At 40.4% G+C, this 20,996-nt stretch carries 23 protein-coding genes and 1 riboswitch; of the genes, 8 read left to right on the forward strand and 15 right to left on the reverse strand.

Features of this window, described 5'->3' with window-relative positions; genetic code table 11:
- Positions 1-31 precede the first annotated feature (31 nt).
- Positions 32-928, reverse strand: a complete 897-nt coding sequence (locus ACH8JV_RS03905) for a LysR family transcriptional regulator (protein WP_396519812.1) — start codon at positions 926-928, stop codon at positions 32-34.
- 113 nt (positions 929-1,041) lie between these two features.
- Here ACH8JV_RS03905 and ACH8JV_RS03910 point away from each other — a divergent pair, with 113 nt between their 5' ends.
- Positions 1,042-1,797, forward strand: a complete 756-nt coding sequence (locus tag ACH8JV_RS03910; RefSeq protein WP_396519814.1) for an SDR family oxidoreductase — start codon at positions 1,042-1,044, stop codon at positions 1,795-1,797.
- Positions 1,798-1,848: 51 nt separating this feature from the next.
- Here the strand turns inward: ACH8JV_RS03910 and hemW are convergent, their stop codons facing one another.
- Entirely contained in the window at positions 1,849-3,003 is a 1,155-nt protein-coding gene (hemW, locus tag ACH8JV_RS03915) for a radical SAM family heme chaperone HemW (protein WP_396519816.1), read from the reverse strand.
- Positions 3,004-3,120: 117 nt separating this feature from the next.
- Between hemW and ACH8JV_RS03920 the strand changes: the two genes are divergently transcribed.
- Together ACH8JV_RS03920 and abeM are read left to right on the forward strand one after the other, a co-directional pair.
- On the forward strand, positions 3,121-3,582 hold the full coding sequence (locus ACH8JV_RS03920) for a DMT family transporter (RefSeq protein WP_064479811.1): 462 nt from the start codon (positions 3,121-3,123) through the stop codon (positions 3,580-3,582).
- Between the two features lie 32 nt (positions 3,583-3,614).
- Positions 3,615-4,961, forward strand: a complete 1,347-nt coding sequence (gene abeM / locus ACH8JV_RS03925) for a multidrug efflux MATE transporter AbeM (RefSeq protein WP_396519818.1) — start codon at positions 3,615-3,617, stop codon at positions 4,959-4,961.
- A 33-nt stretch (positions 4,962-4,994) separates the two neighbouring features.
- On the opposite strand, the gene ACH8JV_RS03930 is transcribed toward abeM, so the two are convergent.
- Positions 4,995-6,245, reverse strand: a complete 1,251-nt coding sequence (locus ACH8JV_RS03930) for an acyl-CoA dehydrogenase family protein (protein ID WP_396462743.1) — start codon at positions 6,243-6,245, stop codon at positions 4,995-4,997.
- Positions 6,246-6,277: 32 nt separating this feature from the next.
- On the reverse strand, positions 6,278-7,525 hold the full coding sequence (locus tag ACH8JV_RS03935) for an SfnB family sulfur acquisition oxidoreductase (RefSeq protein WP_396519820.1): 1,248 nt from the start codon (positions 7,523-7,525) through the stop codon (positions 6,278-6,280).
- 257 nt (positions 7,526-7,782) lie between these two features.
- Between ACH8JV_RS03935 and ACH8JV_RS03940 the strand changes: the two genes are divergently transcribed.
- The 3 genes from ACH8JV_RS03940 to ACH8JV_RS03950 all read left to right on the forward strand — a co-directional run bounded on the left by ACH8JV_RS03940 (position 7,783) and on the right by ACH8JV_RS03950 (position 10,024).
- Positions 7,783-9,081 carry an ABC1 kinase family protein gene (locus ACH8JV_RS03940; protein ID WP_396519822.1) on the forward strand — a complete coding sequence of 433 codons (1,299 nt, stop codon included), beginning with the start codon at positions 7,783-7,785 and terminating at the stop codon, positions 9,079-9,081.
- Between the two features lie 102 nt (positions 9,082-9,183).
- Positions 9,184-9,438 carry a type B 50S ribosomal protein L31 gene (locus ACH8JV_RS03945; RefSeq protein WP_032027678.1) on the forward strand — a complete coding sequence of 85 codons (255 nt, stop codon included), beginning with the start codon at positions 9,184-9,186 and terminating at the stop codon, positions 9,436-9,438.
- 250 nt (positions 9,439-9,688) lie between these two features.
- Positions 9,689-10,024 carry a HopJ type III effector protein gene (locus ACH8JV_RS03950; RefSeq protein ID WP_119684834.1) on the forward strand — a complete coding sequence of 112 codons (336 nt, stop codon included), beginning with the start codon at positions 9,689-9,691 and terminating at the stop codon, positions 10,022-10,024.
- Between the two features lie 464 nt (positions 10,025-10,488).
- Here ACH8JV_RS03950 and crcB read toward each other — a convergent pair whose 3' ends face one another.
- From crcB to ACH8JV_RS03970, 4 genes are all read right to left on the reverse strand, one after another.
- Complete coding sequence (crcB, locus tag ACH8JV_RS03955) at positions 10,489-10,869, reverse strand: fluoride efflux transporter CrcB (RefSeq protein WP_396519825.1); 381 nt, start codon at positions 10,867-10,869, stop codon at positions 10,489-10,491.
- A 123-nt stretch (positions 10,870-10,992) separates the two neighbouring features.
- A riboswitch (Fluoride riboswitch) is annotated at positions 10,993-11,059 on the reverse strand.
- 44 nt (positions 11,060-11,103) lie between these two features.
- Positions 11,104-11,514, reverse strand: coding sequence for a GFA family protein (locus ACH8JV_RS03960; protein WP_000075988.1), 411 nt, complete (start codon positions 11,512-11,514; stop codon positions 11,104-11,106).
- Between the two features lie 77 nt (positions 11,515-11,591).
- A complete protein-coding gene (locus ACH8JV_RS03965; RefSeq protein WP_396519827.1) occupies positions 11,592-12,797 on the reverse strand; it encodes a TIGR03862 family flavoprotein in 1,206 nt (401 codons plus the stop codon).
- The gene (locus ACH8JV_RS03970; RefSeq protein ID WP_396519829.1) at positions 12,787-13,425 is read right to left on the reverse strand and encodes an SAM-dependent methyltransferase; all 639 of its coding nucleotides are present in this window, start codon (positions 13,423-13,425) and stop codon (positions 12,787-12,789) included. Before ACH8JV_RS03970 ends, ACH8JV_RS03965 begins: the two co-directional genes overlap by 11 nt.
- A gap of 87 nt (positions 13,426-13,512) precedes the next feature.
- Between ACH8JV_RS03970 and ACH8JV_RS03975 the strand changes: the two genes are divergently transcribed.
- The gene (locus tag ACH8JV_RS03975; protein ID WP_004698974.1) at positions 13,513-13,707 is read left to right on the forward strand and encodes a DNA gyrase inhibitor YacG; all 195 of its coding nucleotides are present in this window, start codon (positions 13,513-13,515) and stop codon (positions 13,705-13,707) included.
- Here the strand turns inward: ACH8JV_RS03975 and ACH8JV_RS03980 are convergent.
- From ACH8JV_RS03980 to ACH8JV_RS04000, 5 genes are all read right to left on the reverse strand, one after another.
- Complete coding sequence (locus tag ACH8JV_RS03980; RefSeq protein WP_396519831.1) at positions 13,704-14,348, reverse strand: MBL fold metallo-hydrolase; 645 nt, start codon at positions 14,346-14,348, stop codon at positions 13,704-13,706. The genes ACH8JV_RS03975 and ACH8JV_RS03980 overlap by 4 nt on opposite strands.
- A gap of 23 nt (positions 14,349-14,371) precedes the next feature.
- Positions 14,372-15,388, reverse strand: coding sequence for a ferrochelatase (gene hemH / locus ACH8JV_RS03985; RefSeq protein ID WP_343568532.1), 1,017 nt, complete (start codon positions 15,386-15,388; stop codon positions 14,372-14,374).
- A 73-nt stretch (positions 15,389-15,461) separates the two neighbouring features.
- A complete protein-coding gene (locus tag ACH8JV_RS03990; RefSeq protein WP_086495902.1) occupies positions 15,462-16,466 on the reverse strand; it encodes a DUF4062 domain-containing protein in 1,005 nt (334 codons plus the stop codon).
- 120 nt (positions 16,467-16,586) lie between these two features.
- Positions 16,587-17,453 (reverse strand): glutamate racemase, encoded by an 867-nt coding sequence (murI, locus tag ACH8JV_RS03995; protein ID WP_086495901.1) that lies wholly within the window; start codon positions 17,451-17,453, stop codon positions 16,587-16,589.
- A 48-nt stretch (positions 17,454-17,501) separates the two neighbouring features.
- The gene (locus tag ACH8JV_RS04000) at positions 17,502-18,113 is read right to left on the reverse strand and encodes a DUF1285 domain-containing protein (protein WP_396519833.1); all 612 of its coding nucleotides are present in this window, start codon (positions 18,111-18,113) and stop codon (positions 17,502-17,504) included.
- Positions 18,114-18,297: 184 nt separating this feature from the next.
- Between ACH8JV_RS04000 and ACH8JV_RS04005 the strand changes: the two genes are divergently transcribed.
- Complete coding sequence (locus tag ACH8JV_RS04005; protein ID WP_077169109.1) at positions 18,298-20,010, forward strand: electron transfer flavoprotein-ubiquinone oxidoreductase; 1,713 nt, start codon at positions 18,298-18,300, stop codon at positions 20,008-20,010.
- A 42-nt stretch (positions 20,011-20,052) separates the two neighbouring features.
- Here ACH8JV_RS04005 and ACH8JV_RS04010 read toward each other — a convergent pair whose 3' ends face one another.
- Both ACH8JV_RS04010 and tusA read right to left on the reverse strand, forming a co-directional pair.
- Entirely contained in the window at positions 20,053-20,580 is a 528-nt protein-coding gene (locus tag ACH8JV_RS04010) for a hypothetical protein (RefSeq protein WP_396519835.1), read from the reverse strand.
- Between the two features lie 84 nt (positions 20,581-20,664).
- The gene (tusA, locus tag ACH8JV_RS04015; RefSeq protein ID WP_002053527.1) at positions 20,665-20,922 is read right to left on the reverse strand and encodes a sulfurtransferase TusA; all 258 of its coding nucleotides are present in this window, start codon (positions 20,920-20,922) and stop codon (positions 20,665-20,667) included.
- Positions 20,923-20,996 lie beyond the last annotated feature (74 nt).

The raw sequence follows: 20,996 nt of genomic DNA on the forward strand, positions 1-20,996 counted from the left end.
TTTTTATTGTTATCTTATTTTCTTTTTATGACTAAAAGATGACGATGCATTTGCGATTTAAAACCTCTTCCACCCAATTCATAAAGACTTCTAATCGTTTTGGAATATAACTTCGGTTCGGATATAAAATATTAAGTGGAAGTGATGGTGCACTATAAGCACTAAGCACCTCAACCAAGATTCCCTGCTCAATCTTATCTTGAACGTCATAGTAAGGAACTTGAATAATTCCCAACCCTGCACAGGCCGCAGCACTATAAGCTTCGGTATTATTTACGCTTAAAGCACTATCCATCATCACGGTTCCCCCTTGATATACAAATTCACCCTGCTTTTCACCTACGGCTCCTGCGTAGTTAATCAGTTTGTGCTGAGATAAATCTTCTAACTGTTTAGGAGTTCCGTACTGTTCTAAATAGCCAGCACTTGCACAGTTCACCATGACCAAATGACCAATCAATCTTGCAATTAAACTGCTGCTATCTAACTCGCCTACCCGAACAACACAGTCAATCCCCTTTTCAATTAAGTCAGTCATGTCATCAGAACTATTAAGCTGCAAATGAATATCTGGATAACGATGATAAAAATCTGACAGCTCAGGAATAATCACTTGATGCACGATACGACTGGGCATTGAAATTTTTAATGTGCCGCGATAATGCTGTTTTTGCGTCTGGATCAGTTGTTCTAATTGTTCATAGTCAAATAACAAGTTTTGGCACTCTGGCAATATTCGCTGTCCATCTTGCGTCAAGCTTACTTTACGGGTGGTGCGGTGAAATAAGCGTACGCCATAGTGAGTTTCAAGTTGTTGAATGGCGCTGGTTACCGTTGAGCGAGGTAGATCGAGTCGATGCGCCACTTCACTAAAGCTTTGCCGTTTAGCGACTTCTGTAAAAATAAAAAATTGCTGCAACCGATCCATTTTAATTGTTCGTATTTTCTGAATAGTTAAACCAAACTAGCATAATTGATCAAAAATTACCGCCAATCTAGACTAAAAACACATTAAAACAAGTCATCATAGGAATAACCATCATGGCAACTCATACGCTTAAAGATAAAGTTGTACTGATTACTGGCGGTGCAAAAAACTTAGGTGGACTCATTAGCCGTAAATTTGCAGAACAAGGCGCAAAAATCGCAATTCACTACAATAGTTCAGAGACACAAGCGGATGCCGAACAAACACTCGCAGATGTAAAAGCATTCGGTGTAGATGCTGTTTTAATTCAGGCAGACCTAACTCATATCGATAACATCGAAAAACTTTTCGTAGATACCAAACAGCATTTTGGTGGAATTGATATTGCCATTAATACAGTTGGAAAAGTTTTAAAGAAATCATTTTTAGAAACCACCGAACAAGAGTTTGATAGCATGAGCGATATCAACTCAAAAATTGCTTATTTCTTTATTCAATCGGCGGGTCGACATTTAAATAACGGCGGAAAAATCTGTTCAATCGTAACCTCTCTTCTGGCAGCCTACACGGGTCTCTATTCAACCTACGAAGGTTTAAAAGCACCTGTTGAGCATTACACCCGCGCTGCATCAAAAGAATTTGGAGATCGCCAAATTTCTGTGACTGCGGTTGCACCAGGCCCAATGGACACACCATTCTTTTATGGTCAGGAGTCTGCCGAAGCAGTCGCTTACCATAAATCAGCTTCAGCTTTAGGTGGACTCACCAAAATTGAAGATATTGAACCTCTAGTTCGCTTCTTAGTCACCGACGGCTGGTGGATTACGGGTCAAACCATTTTTGCAAATGGGGGTTATACCACCCGCTAAAATTAAAAAAGCCGCATCTCATTGTGCGGCTTTTTCTTTAGGACTATTGGATTATAAGAACTCTTCGAGTACCGAATTTAAGAAAATATGCCCCTGCTCAGTACAAGCTAAACGAGCGTCATCCTCTACCAATAGCTTTCTAGCTCGTAGTGAAGTGAGCACCCCATTTAGGTGATTTAGGCTTAAACCTGTGCGCTGCTCATATAGCTCAGCTTTTACGCCATCATTTAGACGTAAAGCATTCATCATAAACTCAAAAGGTAGCTCATCTGCCTCAATCTTTTTCATTTGCAAATGTTCGGCTGGAACTTTAGCTAAGTAGTCTTTTGGCAAACGTGTCTTTTGGAAACGATACACCCCATCTGGCTGTGTTACTTTGCCATGTGCACCTGCACCAATCGCAAGGTAATCACCAAACTCCCAGTAATTTAAATTATGGGCTGAAGGTTGTTCTTTACGCCAAGCTGACACTTCATAGTTTATAAAGCCATTTGCTTTTAAATAAGCCTCGCCCTGCTCTTGAATATCTTCTAACACTTCATCTAAAGGTAAAACAGGCTGAGTTCGGAAAAATACGGTATTTGGCTCAATAGTAAGTTGATACCAACTGATATGTGTCGCGCCATGCTCTACAGCCATCTTTAAATCATAAAGTGCTTGCTCTAACGTTTGCTCAGGCAGACCATGCATCAAATCCACATTAACTCGCTTAAAGCCTGCTTGTCGTGCCTGCTCAATTGCATCCATAGCATTATTTGCTGAATGAATACGTCCAAGCTTTTGCAAATGATCAGCATTAAAAGTCTGCACACCAATCGATAAACGGTTAATTCCTGCTTCTAAATAGCCTGCAAACGGGTCATGTTCTAGTGTTCCCGGATTAGCTTCTAAAGTAATTTCACAGTCATCTTCAAAGTTAAGTAGCGATTTAAGCTGTTCAAATAGCCATGCATAACCTTTGGCAGAAATGAGTGAAGGCGTTCCCCCACCAATAAATACACTGTGAATTGAACGCCCTTGGGCCATCTCAACTTGAGTTTCAAAGTCGGCTACCAATGCTTTTAGATAAGTTTGCTCGAGTTCTGCCGAAAGCGCACCATCAGGCACGGCATGTGAGTTGAAGTCACAATAGGGACATTTACGCACGCACCAAGGCATGTGGATATATAAAGATAAGGGAACAGAAGCAGGATTTAATACAGCCAAGGAACAAGGTCCAATTTACACAATATTTCTATTTTAACATGACTGCATCAATGGGCTTATGAAAACATACCTTAATTGCTTTAGACTGTTTTTAAACATACTTAAATATTGATAAAAATGATGAAATTCTCTAGTCAACTTTTCCTGATCTTACCCTTAGCTATGGGAATCGGTGTTGCCATGGCTTTTCAAACTGCAATTAATGCTCAGCTTCGTGAGCAATTACACTCACCTTTGCAAGCGGCATTATTATCATTTTTCATAGGTACTATTGTTTTAGCCATTATGGTGTTCTTCCAAAGTGCCGAGAAACCTACTTTAAGTGAAATATCAAATATTCCATGGCTTCTGTGGACTGGAGGATTTCTTGGGGTTTATGCAATTAGCATGAGCATTTATACTGCACCTAAGCTTGGTTTTTTAACCTTCACAGGGTTAGTCGTTTTTGGGCAATTGGTCATTTCTATGTTACTTGACCATTTTGGCTGGTTAGGTACCGAAAAGACACCTGTTACATGGCAACGGTTTCTAGGTGGAGTGGTCATCTTTGTTGGTGTATTACTCACCTTGCAACGCTAGTTTTATTTTTATATTTATAAAGAGTACCTTTTGTGTCGAATGTCACGTCGTTTCGGACTGAATTAAAACAACTCTTCCATTTAATGCTACCTATTTTAATTACGCAGTTTGCTCAAGCAGGGTTCGGATTAATTGACACCATTATGGCAGGGCATTTATCTGCAGCAGACTTAGCTGCTATTGCAGTGGGTGTAGGCTTATGGGTTCCTATTATGCTTCTGTTTAGTGGGATCATGATTGCCACTACGCCATTAGTTGCCGAGGCAAAAGGCGCTAGAAATACAGAACAAATTCCTGTCATTGTTCGTCAGTCATTATGGGTTGCCATTATTTTAGGTGTAATGGCTATGCTCATTTTGCAGCTTATGCCGTTTTTCTTGCACGTGTTCGGTGTCCCAGAAAGCTTACGACCTAAAGCAAGTTTATTCTTGCATGCCATTGGGTTAGGTATGCCAGCCGTCACCATGTACGCAGCGCTACGTGGTTATTCAGAGGCTTTAGGTCACCCTCGCCCTGTCACGGTCATTAGCTTATTGGCCTTAGTGGTTTTAATTCCTCTAAACATGATCTTTATGCATGGCTTAGGACCAATACCTGCTTTGGGTAGCGCAGGCTGTGGTTTTGCAACATCCATTTTACAATGGCTCATGTTGATTACATTAGCAGGCTATATTTATAAAGCTTCAGCTTATCGAAACACGTCTATTTTTAGCAGATTCGATAAAATTAGCCTGACTTGGGTTAAAAGAATTTTACAGCTTGGTCTGCCAATTGGTTTAGCTGTGTTTTTTGAAGTGAGTATTTTTAGTACAGGGGCATTGGTCCTTAGTCCACTAGGTGAAGTGTTTATTGCCGCGCATCAAGTGGCAATTTCAGTTACTTCGGTACTGTTTATGATTCCGCTTTCACTTGCGATTGCCTTAACCATTCGCGTGGGAACCTATTATGGTGAAAAGAACTGGGCTTCCATGTACCAAGTGCAAAAGATTGGTTTGAGCACAGCAATACTTTTTGCTCTATTAACCATGTCATTTATTGCCCTAGGCCGTGAACAAATTGTCTCGGTTTATACTCAAGATATAAACGTTGTACCTGTGGCTATGTATTTACTCTGGTTTGCAATGGGTTATCAGTTGATGGATGCCCTACAGGTCAGTGCTGCCGGCTGTTTAAGAGGGATGCAAGACACCCAAGCACCGATGTGGATTACGCTTATGGCATATTGGGTGATTGCTTTTCCAATCGGGCTTTATTTAGCACGTTATACCGATTGGGGCGTAGCTGGCGTGTGGTTAGGTTTAATTATTGGCTTAAGCATTGCCTGTGTTTTACTGCTCTCACGGCTTTATTTAAACACCAAACGATTAAGTCAAACCTAATAAAAAAGCCGATGAAACATCGGCTTTTTTATTTTATGCAGACTTTGCCCGCGGACTTGCTCCAATTTGCCAAACAAATGGTAAATCTGTCCGGTTTACTTCCCAATCTCCAATCACTTTTTCTTTGTAAATAAGCGGATTATGTGAAGACACAGTCCGTGCATTACGCCAGAAACGGTCAAGTTGTTTAACTTGGCTACTTGCCGATGCACCCAAGGCATTAAATAACTGACTTGTTAAATCAAGCACTAAGTTAGAAATTACGACCTGCCCTTGTGCCGACTCAAGCTCGGCATCTACATTAAACTGGTGCTCTTTCACTTCAGATTCGGCAAAATGACTTTCATAGGCCTTTTGCAATGCCTCAGCGGTTTTTAAGGTAATTGCTTCACTTGCATACGCTTGAGCGGATGCCTTACCCACCACTTGTAAAACTTGTGGGTCGTGACGAACCAAGTCACCATTACCATGACTGAAAATACGTTTACGTTCACGAATTTCCTGACTAAACGTTTCAACTGCGGCACGCGCAATACCCGTTAATGTTGCAAGGTGCACCACCTGATAAAAAGCGGTTTGATACTTAAAACGTTGATCAAATGGAATGAGGTGTGAAGCTGGCAAATGAACCTGATGTACTTTTAAAGTACCACTGCCCGTTGTCTTTTGACCAAAGCCATCCCAGTCATCAAGCACGCTCACGCCTGTTTCATGACGGTAAATAGCAGCAATCACATGACGGTCATTCACTTCATCGTAAGCAAACAAATCAATCCAGTCTGCAAAAATACTGCCAGTTGAATAATACTTTTCACCATTCACCACCAAGTTACCCGAAGCGTCTTTAGTGACTCGTGTCACGACATCACCAATCTGTACATTTCCAACTTCTGTCCATGCATTTCCGACTAAATCACCTTGTACAAAGCGCTGAAACCAGACCTCTTGTGAGTGCTCTTTATGAGCAACCAAACGGTCTTCAACAAATGCAAAATGACCTCGTAAAGCTTGCACAATATTGGAATCAGCTTCTGCTAACTCTGCTAAAAGCTGAAACAGTTGAGGTAATGAAACCCCATCTCCACCATATTTACGGGGTACTCGTACAGCACCCAACTTGGCTTCTTTTAACCACTGAATCGGCTCGAAAGGTAAAATTCGCTCTTTTTCCCGTTGAATTGCACCTTGCGCAATTTTTTCAAAAACGGGACGAAATCTGTTTGCAACCTTCTCATAATCGGCACCTACCGATAATTCTTCTAATTCAATTTGGGCTGTTGTCATCGTTATTCTCCTAATTTTGTTTTTTCTTCAATTTAGCTCCATGCATGACGAGGTGGCTGAACTCCATTGAGATAATAGTTACCAACAATGTGATATTTCCAACGCACAGGGTCATGCAAAGTGTGGGTACGGGCATTGCGCCAGTGACGGTCAAGGTTGAGTTCAGATAAAGTAGAACGCGTACCCGATAACTCAAAAAGTTTATTGGCTGCCAAAATAGCAATTTCTGTAGTAAGTACCTTTGCCTCGGCAACCAATAGTGTGGCTTGGTTTACATGTTCTTCGGTGGTGTCAGCAATGGCCTGATCAATTGCATCTCCAGCCAAGTCAAGGACCGCTTCTGCTGCACGTAGTTTGATTTTTAAGTCACCAATATTTGCAATTGTGTAAGGGTCATCACTGGCTTTTTCCAGACCTGAATCAATCCATGCACGGCTGTGATTTTTGACGTATTGAATTGTTTCCTCAATTGCACCACGCGCAATACCAGCATCGACTGCAGCCTGAATAAACTGAGAAATAGCACCTGCTGGTGTTGGACGTTCAAATGCTTGGTAAATCGGAACTAAATATTCCTCACGTACTGGCACCTGATTTAGTTCTACCGTGCCACTCGCTGTAGTACGTTGTCCAAAACCAGACCAGTCATTAATAATATTGACCCCAGATGTTTCACGTGGCACAAGTGCAGCATAAGGTTGCCCCTGTTCATTTACGGCAACAATTGGAATCCAGTGGGCAAGCAAGGCACCCGTTGCAAAGAATTTTTTGCCATTAATTTCATAACCATGTTCGGTCTTTTGAAGTTTAGTCGTGAGGTCCGCGACTGTCTTACTATGTTTTTCCGAAAATGCATTACCGAAACGAATTCCTCTTAGCACCAAATTAAAGAAGAACTGTTGTTGCTCTGGTTTCGCATCTAGTCTTAAATGTTCAATAAAGGCCAAATGGTTTTGAGGAAGCTGAGCAAGAGATGGATCAACACTCGCAATTGTTTTAATCACTTCCGCTAAAGTCCGATACTTGACTTGAGCACCGCCAAACTCCTTCGGCACAGTAATGGCCCACAGGCCACTTTGTGAGAACTGTTGAATTTCATTTAAGGGTAAACGACGTTCTCTGTCTCGATCAGATGCTTCTTGGGCAAACTCTTGAGCAAGTTGCTTGGCAATCTCAATTGCTTCTTCATCAGAACGAATAATATGTGCATCTTTCGACTGCTCAAACACAGATAAAGGAACCGCTTGAGAGCGCCCATAGGACGAATTTAGACTGGTCATAACTTTTATTGTCTCTATTTCTTATTTAACATGTCCTTCACCTTAGCACTAAAAAAACAGCGACTTTATAGATATTAAAGCTTTGTTTATGAAATGAATTTTGAAAAGCTTTTCACATTTTTTACTTTAAAAATAACGTTTTGTTTTTCGAAAATTTTCTTACATGCGCTAAACAATTTCATATAGGCTTTTTAAGTTTTGTCACCTATGATCAAAACTAGACAATATTATGTTGTAGTCAACGAGGTATCGAAGATATGGCAAAGAATGCAAGTTCACCTGGCAAACGATTTATGAAACTTGCAGGAATGACCGCGAGCATTGCAACAAAAACCGTTTCTAACTCGATTCGAAACCTGACTGCGGATGAAGAACAGAAACTGGCTGCAAAAACTAAGTTATTTCAAGATATCGGTCTACAGATTGCAGACACCTTAGGCGAAATGAAAGGTGCTGTCATGAAAGTTGGGCAAATTGCATCGCAATATAAAGATATTTTCCCACCTGAAGTCGCTAAAGCAATTTCAAAGTTACAACGCCAAGCTCCAGCTATGCCTTTTTCTGCGATTCAGCAACAAGTTGAACGTGAGCTTGGAAAACCGCTCAACGTTGCCTTTAAATCTTTTGATGAGCAACCTTTTGCTGCTGCATCAATTGGACAAGTTCACAAAGCAGTTTTGCCAAATGGCCAACAAGTTGTGGTTAAAGTTCAATATCCCGGTGTTGATGAAGCCTGCGAAAGTGACTTAAAACAAGTACGTTTAGCACTTCGTTTAATGGGTGTACTTAAAATTGATAAAAAGCTGCAAGATCAACTTTTTGCAGAGATTCAAGATAGTCTGTCAGCAGAGCTTAACTATGAAATTGAGGCTCAAAATCTTGAGGTCTTTAAAACTTTTCATAGCAAGTTAGATGACAAAATTATTATCCCGACTGTTTATAAAGATTACTCTTCAAGACGAATTTTGACCTTAAGTCTTGAACAAGGTGACAGTATTGAAAATGCGAGTTCTTGGCCTATCGAAACTCGAAACACAATTGGCCGTCGTCTAATCCGTGCTTTAGGTCAGGAAATGTTCTTTTTAAAACGTTTTCACTGTGACCCTCACCCAGGTAACTTTGCCTTCCGCCAAGATGGCAGTGTGATTATTTATGACTATGGCAGTGTTAAAACACTTTCCAATGAAATTGTGTATAGCTTTAAACGACTGGTGAATGCGGCTCGCCATGAAGATATCGACTTAATTGAAACTGAATTACTTGCCCTGCACTCTTTGAACGAGAAAGGTAAATTTCCGAGTGACCTTTATAAGCTCTGGATTGAAGTGTTATTGCGTCCGCTTACCACAACCTATGACTTTGCAGAGAACTCATCTCATCATGATGGCATGTTACTTGTGAAGAAGTCTTTAAAATATTGGGATGTCTTTAAGCCATCACCAGATACCTTAATGGTCAATAGAACCATTTCAGGACACTACTGGAACCTCATTCACTTAAAAGTACATGACAACCTGAATGATTTATTTGAAGAACTTGTTCCACCTTCTAACTAATTCAATGAACTGATCCAATGTAGCCTCTTCAGGGTTACATTGACTTATTTAATGTTATGTTATAACATTTCTTTAATCAAAAATAATTTAGGACAATCTCTCATGCGTAAAGATATTCATCCTGCTTACCAACAAGTGTTATTTCATGACACCAATGCAGACGTCTACTTCTTAATTGGTAGTACTCTTCAGTCTAAACAAACCAAAGAATATCAAGGACAAGTCTATCCTTATGTGACTCTTGATATTTCAAGTGCTTCACATCCTTTCTATACAGGTGAAGTACGTCAAGCAAGTAATGAAGGCCGTGTTGCAAGCTTTAACAAACGCTTCGCTCGCTTTAATCGTAAGAGTTAATCTTGCGTTAAGATTTGACCAATACACTTAAAACATTGGAAGCCTAAGACTATCTCCTCCACTTAGGCTTCTTTTTTTATGTGTATTTTTTCATCATTTCTAAACTGTGTATAAAAGAAAACTTATCCACAAGTTGTCTAAAAACTCTTCTGATTTTTTTCAATAACTCCTCAATTTTTATAATTGCCAAGCTTTCAAAGCATGTATTCAATGCTATGCTTAAGCCCCATTTGATAGGAAGTTTAAGATTATGGCACAAGAGTTACTTGCCCAATTACAAGCAGGCACAGCAAAATTTTCAGACGTTTTAGCTCATATTGAAGCACGTTACCAACATACTCCAACAGCTTTTCAAAATGGTGCACAGCAAAACGCTGCTACTGAAAATCAAGGCAGTGCAAAAGTTTTCTCTTTTGCCAAGTTACAAGGGTTAGACCAAGCACAAACTTTAAGTTTATTTGCAGAACACTACGCATCTGTATTGGCTACACCAGAAGGAACTGATCATCAAAATATTCGTCAGTTTATGCAAAATGGTTGGGATGGTGTGAAGTTTGAAGGTCAGGCTTTAACTGAAAAAGCTTAATCATTTTTTAGCACAGCCTCAAATTATGAGATTTTCTAAAGCCTATTAATAGGCAATGCCTCACTTTTGAGGGCAAAAGTGACAAAACCCTTTGTCCCGCTGATGCTACATCCATGTAGCACAGCGAAACGACGGCATCCATGCCGTCTGTCACGATAGTAAATGCCTTATTTTTCTTAATTATTTTATTAGCCCCTTACATTTGATACGCGATAACGTCATTCGCAGCCTGCGTGGTGTCAATAAAAGATCGTTTTTGCAAAGCATAAGATAAATGGATTCAGTGAACAGGTTCTGCGAATGACAGATGCCTTTGGTTACTTTGGGCAAAACCAAAGTAACTTAATTAGCTGCTTCCATTAGATAACTCAACGATAAGACTCCGTCGTGAAAATCCTACCCAACACTCAACTTCGATGAGTTCTCACAACTTGAAATCATGGTCAATTCTTAAATATAAAAACTCAATGCCCCGCTACCCAATGATAAGTCGCCAAACCCAAACACGTAAAAATTAATGATCCAATTAAATGGATGGAGATCCCCAACATCGCCATTCCCAACTTACCACTTTGTAATAAAGTCACAATCTCAATCGAGAACGTTGAGAATGTAGTTAAAGCACCACAAAAACCTGTGATTACAAAAAGCTTATAGTTCGGACTTAAATCACTATGAGCAAAATAAGCCATCGCAAAACCAATAATAAAACCACCGACTAAATTAACAGTGACAGTACCCAGTGGAATTTGCGGATAAATTGGGTTGAGTTTTAAACCTAAAAACCAACGCAACCACGCCCCTAGCACTGAACCTACAGCAATTGAAAGTAAAGGATAATACATAGACCACCCCTTTAGTGAGATGCTAAAAGAGCAAATAAAAATGATGGGAAAAGTGACATGGCGTACTCCAAAAATAAGCAGAGTACGCAATAACCTACGTACCCAGCGATATAAATACATGAGGGTAACGTAGGCATCATTAGCCAATACGGCGGTTTTTCAAGGGAGGAATGCCATCTCCCCGTTTTAAGTATATTAAATCATCTAAAATTTGATTAAAACATACTTTTTAAATTATGGACGTTCATCGTATTGCGGTAAATCGTCACAAATGCTTTCCCACTCTGCTTTTGAAGCAGCAAAAATATGCATTGTCGGCTTTTGGTCTAATGGTGTATCGAGTGACCCAATTCTTACACGATATAGTTCAGGCTGGGCATCACGCGAACTAATAAGCGGTGAACCACATTCGCTACAAAACCAGCGATACACACCGTTCACAGCAAATTTTTTGACGAGGTCTTCACCTTGGGTAATTTTAAAATCTGTACTTTTAACAGGAGCATTGGTGGCAAATGCTGTTCCATTGGATTTTCGGCATCTTTGGCAGTGACACTGAATAATATCTCCGATATCGCCCTTAATTTCATAGCGAATACCCTGACATAAACAACTTCCTTGATAAACTGGTGATGCTTGAGACATGTTCTTTTAAATCCTATTATTATTGATCGCTCAAAAATAACACTTTTCACATATCAAACATAGTACCGAATTTGCCGTTATTTCTCTAAGAATGAATGCGCACCTTCACCAGCCGCTCGCCCTGTAGCAAAGCATGCTGTAAGCAAATAGCCGCCTGTAGGAGCATCCCAGTCCAGCATTTCACCACAGCAAAAAACACCTGAGGTTTGTTTAAGCTCTAAGCTTTCAGTTAATGCATTCTGCTTAACACCACCAGCACAGCTAATTGCTTCCTCAATAGGTCTAAAGCCATCTAGCTTAATTTGAAGTGCTTTAATTTTTTGCGCCATCGTCTCTGGTTGACTCCATAGTACTTTATCAACCACTTCTCTAATTAAGTTAATTTTAGCTGTGTCTAAGCCTGCTTTACGCCAGATATTGGTGAGCGATTGTTTTTTGCTAGCCTGTAACTTTTTAACTAACTGCGTAAGCTCTACATCAGGCAATAAATCTAAAAATAGATTTAAGCTTTTCCCTTGTTTTTGTTGTTCTCTTAAAGCACGTCCAAGTTTATAAATGACACCACTTTCTAAACCATAGTGAGTAATCACAATATCGCCATGAGTAACTTGGCTAGGCTCAACCCACGCATTGATACGCTTTAAAGGTTCACCAAAACAGCTTTCCATAAAAGCTGACCAAGTGTGCAATACTCCTGCATTACTTGCTTGAAAAGGTTCAATACTGGATTGATCCACCCATTGCTGCCATGCACCATCACTACCTAATTGTGACCACGACACTGCACCGCAAGCCAACACGACTGCATCGTATTGCTGGGTAAAAGTTTCAGTGCTTTGATTATTTTGGTTTTCTAAAGTCACGGTTGTACCTTGTAAATTAATACAACGATGACGATAAAAGAATTTAACTTGCTGTTCTGCTAAACGTTTTAACCAAGCACGAAGTAAAGGAGCAGCTTTCATTTCAACAGGGAAAATACGACCGGAACTACCTACATACGAGTCTATTCCCAGACTTTTCATCCAGTTCTGAATCCAGATAGCATCCCATTTTTCAACCCACGGTTTGAGCCATTCTGCATGGTCATAACGTTCAATGAACTGGGCTAATGGTTCGGCATGCGAGATATTTAAACCCGTTTTACCAGCCATCAAAAACTTACGCGCAGCCGAAGGTTTTTGCTCAAACACATCAATTTCATAAGCATACTGGCTCAGTACCTCAGCTGCCATTAAACCAGCCGGACCAGCACCGATAATGGCAACTCGCTTATTCGACATATGTTTGCCCTTGCAGTGGTGCAAACTCATCAAATCGAGTTTTATAACCTTCAGGCTTGGCCATAATGAGCTGCTGACAAAGCTCGCCACGCTCTAAATATTTAATTTCAAAATGAGTACGTGCAGAGGTTTGCGCAATTTTTTCTTTTTGATAAGGCAGCTTCCACACATTTAATAACTGTTGTTCAGCTTCTTCAATATATTCAGGAATATTACTTGCCAAAGTAATGGTTCCGCCTGTTTTCAGACGTGATAACAGGAACTCAAAAAATGGCATGTTCAACCAGCGTTGTGCCGGATTATGCGGTTCTGGGTTCGGATAAAGAATAAAGAAATGTTCAACTTGAGCAGGGTGTAAAGCATGTACCACCCAAGGTAAAGCATCTGCATGTACAGGTACCAAATTATCTCTTGGTTCTAAACTATGCTGCTTTTGCATTGCCAAGAATTTTTCTCGGGTTCGTTCAATCGCATATAACGTGTGCTGTGGATTTTGCCCACTAAATAGCAAAGCATGTTTACCTTTGCCCGCCCCAATTTCTACACAAATTGGAGTATTTTCAATTGGGGTAAAATCACGAGGCGCTTGCATACGTTGTGCTTGAAATTGACGAATCTGCATAATCACATCAAACTAAATAAAAATCGGCACAAGTCTAACAAGTCACCTGACTTTTGCCTAATCTATTTCTCTTCACTTTGAGGATATCGCTTTATGCCACGTACATTCCCCTGCCCACGTTGTGGTGAACCAAGTGTTTGGGAAGGCAATGAATTTCGTCCATTTTGTTCTGAACGTTGTAAACTCATTGATTTAGGCGCTTGGGCAAACGATGAATATAGACTGCCTACCCAAGATGCTCCTCAGCAAAACAAGGGTAGTCAGCATGAAGATGATTATGAGGATTAACCCGCTTTACCTGCGACAAACGGGTTAAATTTTTTTTCATAGCCAATGGTACTCATTGGACCATGACCTGAAATAAATTGGGTTTGATCTGGCAAGCTAAAGCATTCACGTTGAATCGATTCAATGAGTTGCTCATGGTTACCACGTGGAAAGTCTGTTCTTCCTATTGAGCCTTTAAACAGGACATCGCCAGTCCAGAGTAAGCCATGATTCTTGTTATAGAACATGACATGCCCTGGTGTATGTCCTGGTGCAAAACGTACCTCAAACTCATCTTCACCGAGCTTTAGCACTTCACCGCCTTCAAGCCATTGATCAACTTTTACTGGCTGTGGAATTGGAAAGCCATAACGTGCTGAAATTTCCTGAATCATATCTAACCAGAACTGATCTTCTTTATGCGGACCAACAACAGGAACACTCCATTCTTGTGCGAGTTCACCCACTGCCCCTGCGTGATCTAAATGCCCATGAGTCAGCCATAACGCCTTTACTTTTAAACCTAAGGCTTCTACTTCTTTCTTCAAAACAGCAGCGTCACCGCCTGCATCAATCAAAACTGCTTCTTTTGTTTCACTGTCCCAAACTAAAGAACAATTTTGAGCAAAAGCAGTAACTGGAACAATTTTGACTTGCAGCATAAGAACCTCTGGCTAAAACGCAATTAACGGTGGGCTAAGGTATGGGTAAGGGCATCAAGATTAGCCTGAACTAAACCTGCAAGCAAATCAATATGAGCCTGATCACTGTTTAAAGCAGGAATGTAAGCATAGCTTCCGCCACCTGCTTGTTGAAATAGTTCAGCATTTTGAATCGCTAACTCTTCAAGCGTTTCTAAACAGTCAGCAGAAAAAGCAGGACTTAAAACCTGAACTGACTTAACGCCCTGCTTAGCCCAATCTTCTAAAAGCTGGTCAGTATAAGGCTTCACCCATTCTTGTTTTCCAAAACGTGACTGGAAACTAATCGCCCATTCATCAGCTTTCAAATGCAAAGCTTCAGCGACTAACTTTGCAGTAATGCGACAACGGTCTGCATAAGGATCACCTTTGTCTGCATAAGGCTGTGGAATACCATGAAATGACATCAATAGTTTTTCAGGCTTACCATGCTGTGCTTGATAAGCTAAAACACTTTCTGCCAGTGCTTGAATAAACATGGGGTGCTGGTAGTAGTCTTTAATAATGGTCAAACCCGGCAAATTGCGCTGAGTAGGAATCCACTTAGCAAATGCATCGTATAACGGCGCTGTAGATGTCGCAGAATACTGAGGAAATAAAGGCAATAAAATGACATGCTCTTGTGGATGAGCTGCTAGTTTTTCTAAAACTGTATCAATACCCGGATTACCATAAGTCATAGCGGGTAATACAGTTAAATCAAACTGTTTATTTTCACGCTCTAAATAAGCCTGCACACGTTTTGTTTGCTCAAACACAATTTCACGCATTGGCGAATCGGTAGACCATACCGAAGCATAGGCATGCGCTACTCTTTTTGGACGAAAAGGCAAAACAAACAGATTCAAAATAATCCACCAAATGAATTTTGGAATTTCAATCACACGTGGATCAGATAAAAACTGCTTTAAAAAACGGCGCACCGCTGGGACAGTTGCCTCATCCGGTGTGCCTAAATTCGCTAAAATGACAGTAACTTTCGGTTTTTGTTCAAACGACATGCGCAAATGCCTTTCAGTTCATCTTATGACACTAATGTAACAGTTTTCATGGTCATATCTAAATTGAATTGCTCTAAGCTTTTAATCGAGTCACCCGATGGTTCCATTTATAACTCAGCAAGAGCTTTTGCGCTTTTGTCGTCACCTTCCATAAGTTATGTTGTTGATCAGTCTTGGTTGGAACAATCCAGCCTTGTGATTGCATTTGATTTTTAATGCGGAATAGCGCCTTATGATTAATCTGTGCACCAGCCACCGCATGTGCTCTTGGTAGCTCCTGACGGGCATCCTCTAGTCCCGCATGATTGAGATACTCATTAAGACAAGTTCCAAAGTTTTCTTCTGGCATGGCTGTCTCAAAATGTTTAGCCAAAATACTTAAAAGTTGTGACCAAGTCATTTGTCTCTGGCGCTTCAGCTCCTTAAAGTTACCATCTTGAAAAGCTTGAATCTGATATTCAAACGCAAAAACATCTTGCGGAGCCACTTCATTGGTTTGAGTTGATGACTCTGTGAGTTGTTGTTCTAACTGTAAAACTTTACTTTTTAACCGATTAATTTCATCTTCTAACTGATGCGCTTGACGTGCAGGAACCCAGCCCTGCCCCACATGTTGTTCGACCATTAAAGGTATATTTAAACGGACAGCTAGCTCTAAATCACGTGGGCTTTTAAAATAAAATACGTGGTGAGCTTCATGTAATAGTTTTTTTCTAAATGCGAGAAATTTTTCTTTAAGCTGCGGATGAGCCTCTTGTAAATGCATATCCCTGCTTTCAGGTTGTTCATGCATAAATACCACAATAGGTTTAGCTCGACTTAAGGCATATTCATACTCTAAAGCAAAGTAGCTAGCACCAGAAATGGATTGCTCACCATACTGACTACCTAACAGTAAAACAACATAATCCGATTCGTCAATTTGCCGACGGGCAAGTGTTGTAGTTAAAGGACTTCTATACTCTAAACCCCAAGCAAAGAAACCCATACTGACTAATGTTTGAGAGAGAACCATACGTTCAGGTTGCATCTCGCGACCTGACGTTGAAATAAAAATCTGATAGCGTGTATCGAGCATAACAATACCCTTATCGCCCCATAATCTTAATATGGCCTAAATAAGCCAAGACTATGAACCGCCCCAAATAAGAAAAAATAAATATAAAAAACGCTTTCTTCTGAATGCCTACAACAGAGCTCAACTCAGATTGTGCAGCGTCCATGTCAATTCTTGTGGAATCATATTCTGTAAAACAGGTTGCAATGCATCGGCATTATTACCACTTACATAACATTCAATACGTGCAACATTCTGACGTATTTGGTCACATAATAACTCATTTTTTATTAAAATACGGGCTGTTTGTCGGGCAACTGCCAATCCCGAATCAACCAGTGTGAATTGGTTATCAAAAAGATGATGAATTGCTTCATTTAAGAACGGATAATGCGTACAACCGAGCACTAAATAGTCAGCCCCTTGATCGGCTGCAGGCTGTAAAACCTCTTTTAATGCATTCAAACAAACAGGACTCATTTGCTGCCCTGCTTCGACACAAGGAACAAGTTCCAAATTGGTTAAAGTTATGACTTTAACACCCGCTGGAACAGCAAATTTTTCCACAACATCTTTAATAAGTTGCCCACGAAAAGTAGCAGGCGTTGCCAATACTGCAACTACTTTAGAACGGGTTTGTAATACGGCAGGTTTTAATGCTGGTACTAAACCAACAATTGGAAAGTGCTCGCCATAATGTTCACGTAAATGGTCAAGACTAAATGCTGAGGCAGTATTACATGCCACAACCGCAATTTTACAACCTTGGCGGTATAACCAATCGACAGCGCGAGCGGTAAGCTCTCTAATTTCTTCATCAGAACGCGGGCCATAAGGAACATAGGCCGTATCGGCATAATAGACAATACGTTCGTTTGGCAAATATCTGGCAATTTCTGCTGCAACCGACATTCCACCAATTCCCGAATCAAAAATACCAATTGGGGCATCTGCTGATGCTTTAGGCATAGATTCTAATTCAGTAAATAAAGGCTGTATGGCTGTCATGGCAGTACTAGAGAGTGTCGGAAAATTTCACTCTATAAAGCTTAAACCTCAAGTGCCTAATTGCAAGTGCAAATTACCACTTTTTAACTGCAAAATGGTTTCACCTTTATCATTTTCGACCAGTGTTCCGTAGTTCACGAGGTGATAGAAAGCTTGGCGTTGAATAAGCGCATTAATACCAAATCGGACATGCACATAAGGGCGTAATTCGCCTGCATATTCCCGCATAAAAATCGGATGTTCTACATCAACCAAAATCACATCTTGATTAGTCGTCGTCAGTTGTAAAAACTGATCACCTGAAATTTCGACCTGATCCACCTGATTGACCAATAAAGGTTCATCTTCAACTTCGATTTCAATTTGTTCTACAGGGGTTTTCAGGTAGAATTTACCCTCTTCTTTCCATAGGACTTTGGTAAACAAATCCAATAGGGCTTGGCGCTTGATTAATTGACCTTCGTGCCACCACTCTCCATTGGCTTTAACCGTTAAATCCATTTTACCGCAATGCTTTGGATGCCATTGCTCTAAAGGTGGGATTGACCTTTTGTGACTTTGCTGTACATCTTTTAAGTATTGTGCAATGTTCATTAAGTTTTTATCATCAGATAACGGTATTTTTCCCATATCCGATGGGGAATTATTTTGATTTACCATAGTTTATGCCTTGCTGACGAGAAAATATGACGACTCAGCCAATTGGCTAGATCATGGTTTAAAACTATACTAGCCAAAACGATAAAAGGCACAATAGCATATTTGCGCCTATGGATTAAAACTCACGGCAGCACCGGATGATCTGACATTACGGTTGCCACCTTTAAGTATTGAGGAGTCCTACATGGAACACATCGAACGCGAATCGATGGAGTTTGACGTTGTCATCGTAGGTGCAGGACCTGCAGGTCTATCTGCTGCGATTAAGATCCGTCAATTAGCGATTGAGAATAACTTACCCGATCTTTCAGTTTGTGTAGTTGAAAAAGGCTCTGAAGTAGGTGCGCATATCTTATCTGGTGCTGTACTTGAACCACGTGCTATTAATGAACTTTTCCCGAACTGGAAAGAAGAAGGCGCGCCTCTTAACGTACCTGTAACTGAAGACAAAACATTCTTCTTACTTTCAGAAACTACGTCTAAAGAAGCACCTCACTGGATGGTTCCTAAAACCATGCACAATGACGGTAACTATGTTATTTCACTAGGTAACGTGGTTCGTTGGTTAGGTCAAAAAGCTGAAGAATTAGAAGTTTCTATCTTCCCTGGCTTTGCTGCATCTGAAGTGCTTTACCATGAAGATGGTACTGTAAAAGGTATTCAAACTGGCGACATGGGTATTGGTAAAGATGGCGAGCCAACGCATAACTTTACTCCGGGTTATGAGCTTCACGCTAAATACACCCTCTTTGCTGAAGGTTGCCGTGGTCACTTAGGTAAACGCCTGATTGCAAAATACAATCTTGATAAAGATGCTGACCCTCAGCACTACGGTATCGGGATTAAAGAACTTTGGGAAATTGACCCAGCAAAACATAAGCCGGGCTTAGTGATGCACGGTGCTGGTTGGCCATTGGCTGAAACTGGTTCTTCTGGTGGTTGGTGGTTATACCACGCTGAAAACAACCAAGTGACTTTGGGTATGATCGTGGACTTGTCTTATGAAAATCCACACATGTATCCATTTATGGAAATGCAGCGCTGGAAAACTCATCCGCTCATTAAACAATATTTAGAAGGTGGTAAGCGTATTTCTTACGGCGCACGTGCTGTAGTGAAAGGCGGCTTCAACTCATTGCCTAAATTGACTTTCCCAGGTGGTTGCTTAATTGGTGATGATGCAGGTTTCTTAAACTTTGCAAAAATCAAAGGCTCACACACAGCCATGAAATCAGGCATGTTATGTGGTGAAGCTGTATTTGAAGCGATTGCTGCTGGTGTAGAAAAAGGCGGTGACCTTGCGATTGCTCGCGTTACTGAAGGCGAAGATTTATTCGTTAAAGAATTAACTTCATACACTGACAAATTTAACAACAGCTGGTTAAAAGAAGAGCTTTATAACTCTCGTAACTTTGGCCCTGCAATGCATAAATTTGGTCAATGGATTGGTGGTGCATTTAACTTTATCGACCAAAACGTCTTTAAAGTGCCATTCACTTTACACGACTTGAAGCAAGACTTTGCTGTATTGAAAACTGTTGATGCAACTAGCTTTAAGCCAAACTATCCAAAACCAGATGGCAAGCTTACATTTGACCGTTTGTCTTCGGTGTTTATCTCAAACACTGTACATGAAGAAAACCAGCCAGCTCACTTGAAGCTTACTGATCCTTCAATTCCAGTGAACGTAAACTTACCAAAATGGGATGAGCCTGCACAGCGCTACTGTCCTGCTGGTGTTTATGAAATCATGGAAAATGATGATGGTTCTAAACGCTTCCAGATTAACGCAGCAAACTGTGTTCACTGTAAGACTTGTGACATTAAAGACCCATCTCAAAACATCACATGGGTAACGCCTGAAGGCGGCGGTGGTCCAAACTATCCAAATATGTAATTCCTTAAAAAAACTCCCCTCAAGTGAGGGGAGTTTTTTTTATTAGAATATCTTCGATTTTTTACCAAATACCATAACGGTTGGCCCAATGGCTGTATGTGCAGCACCATAGTCCTGATGAATCTCAATTCGATAATCATCACATTGATAGATATATTTATTATCCTTTTGCACCCAACCTTTTTGGGGAACCTTAAATTTGTTAAGAATTCTACTTTTAAAAAGATCTAAGTCCGTCTCATAACTTGCCATAGGGCCATCAAGAAAACTCAAACTAAAGGAAGTGATCATTCCGGTATCTAGATCATAAGCAATATGACCAATTCCAGTGACGCCTGTTTTTTTGATCTGGGCATCCACCCCATCGGCAAACTCTAAATGGTAACTATCTCCTCCTAACACCACTTGTTTTACTGTAGGATGAAGCTTTTGAAACTCACGAATATTTTGCCCAACCTTTAAACCTGCGACATTCATAGTTTGTACAGGAATTTCACAGGTTTTTGCATATGCGATTGAACTAAATAAGGCGCAAACAGCAACCCCTAAGCACAGATGAGAACTTTTCATCTTTAAGTCCTGAAATAAAGTGTATTCACTGTTTTATTTTTTATTAGATTCAAGAATATGGAGCTAAAGCTTTAAATATTTGCTTTAGCCCTTTTTCACCAAGTAATGAAATTCTTTATGACCATTTTCATCTAAGCGTTCTTCTTGCAAAAGCAACTCATGACCTAAATGCATACAAAATTTAGGAATATCCCACGAAGTCGAATTGTCTGTTGCAAAGACCTCAACCACATCTCCAGACTTAGATTTACGAATAGCTTGATGCAACATCATGACAGGTTCTGGACAACGTAAACCACGTGTATTGAGTTGTACAGTAGGTGAAATAGGTTGTTCTGACATAACTAACTCGAACAAATAGAATTTTCACATTTTAGCATAAATCGATCACTGACTTATGAACTGTAACTGGTGTT

It is taken from the genome of Acinetobacter sp. ABJ_C5_2 (assembly GCF_044538485.1).
Taxonomy (GTDB): domain Bacteria; phylum Pseudomonadota; class Gammaproteobacteria; order Pseudomonadales; family Moraxellaceae; genus Acinetobacter; species Acinetobacter nosocomialis_A.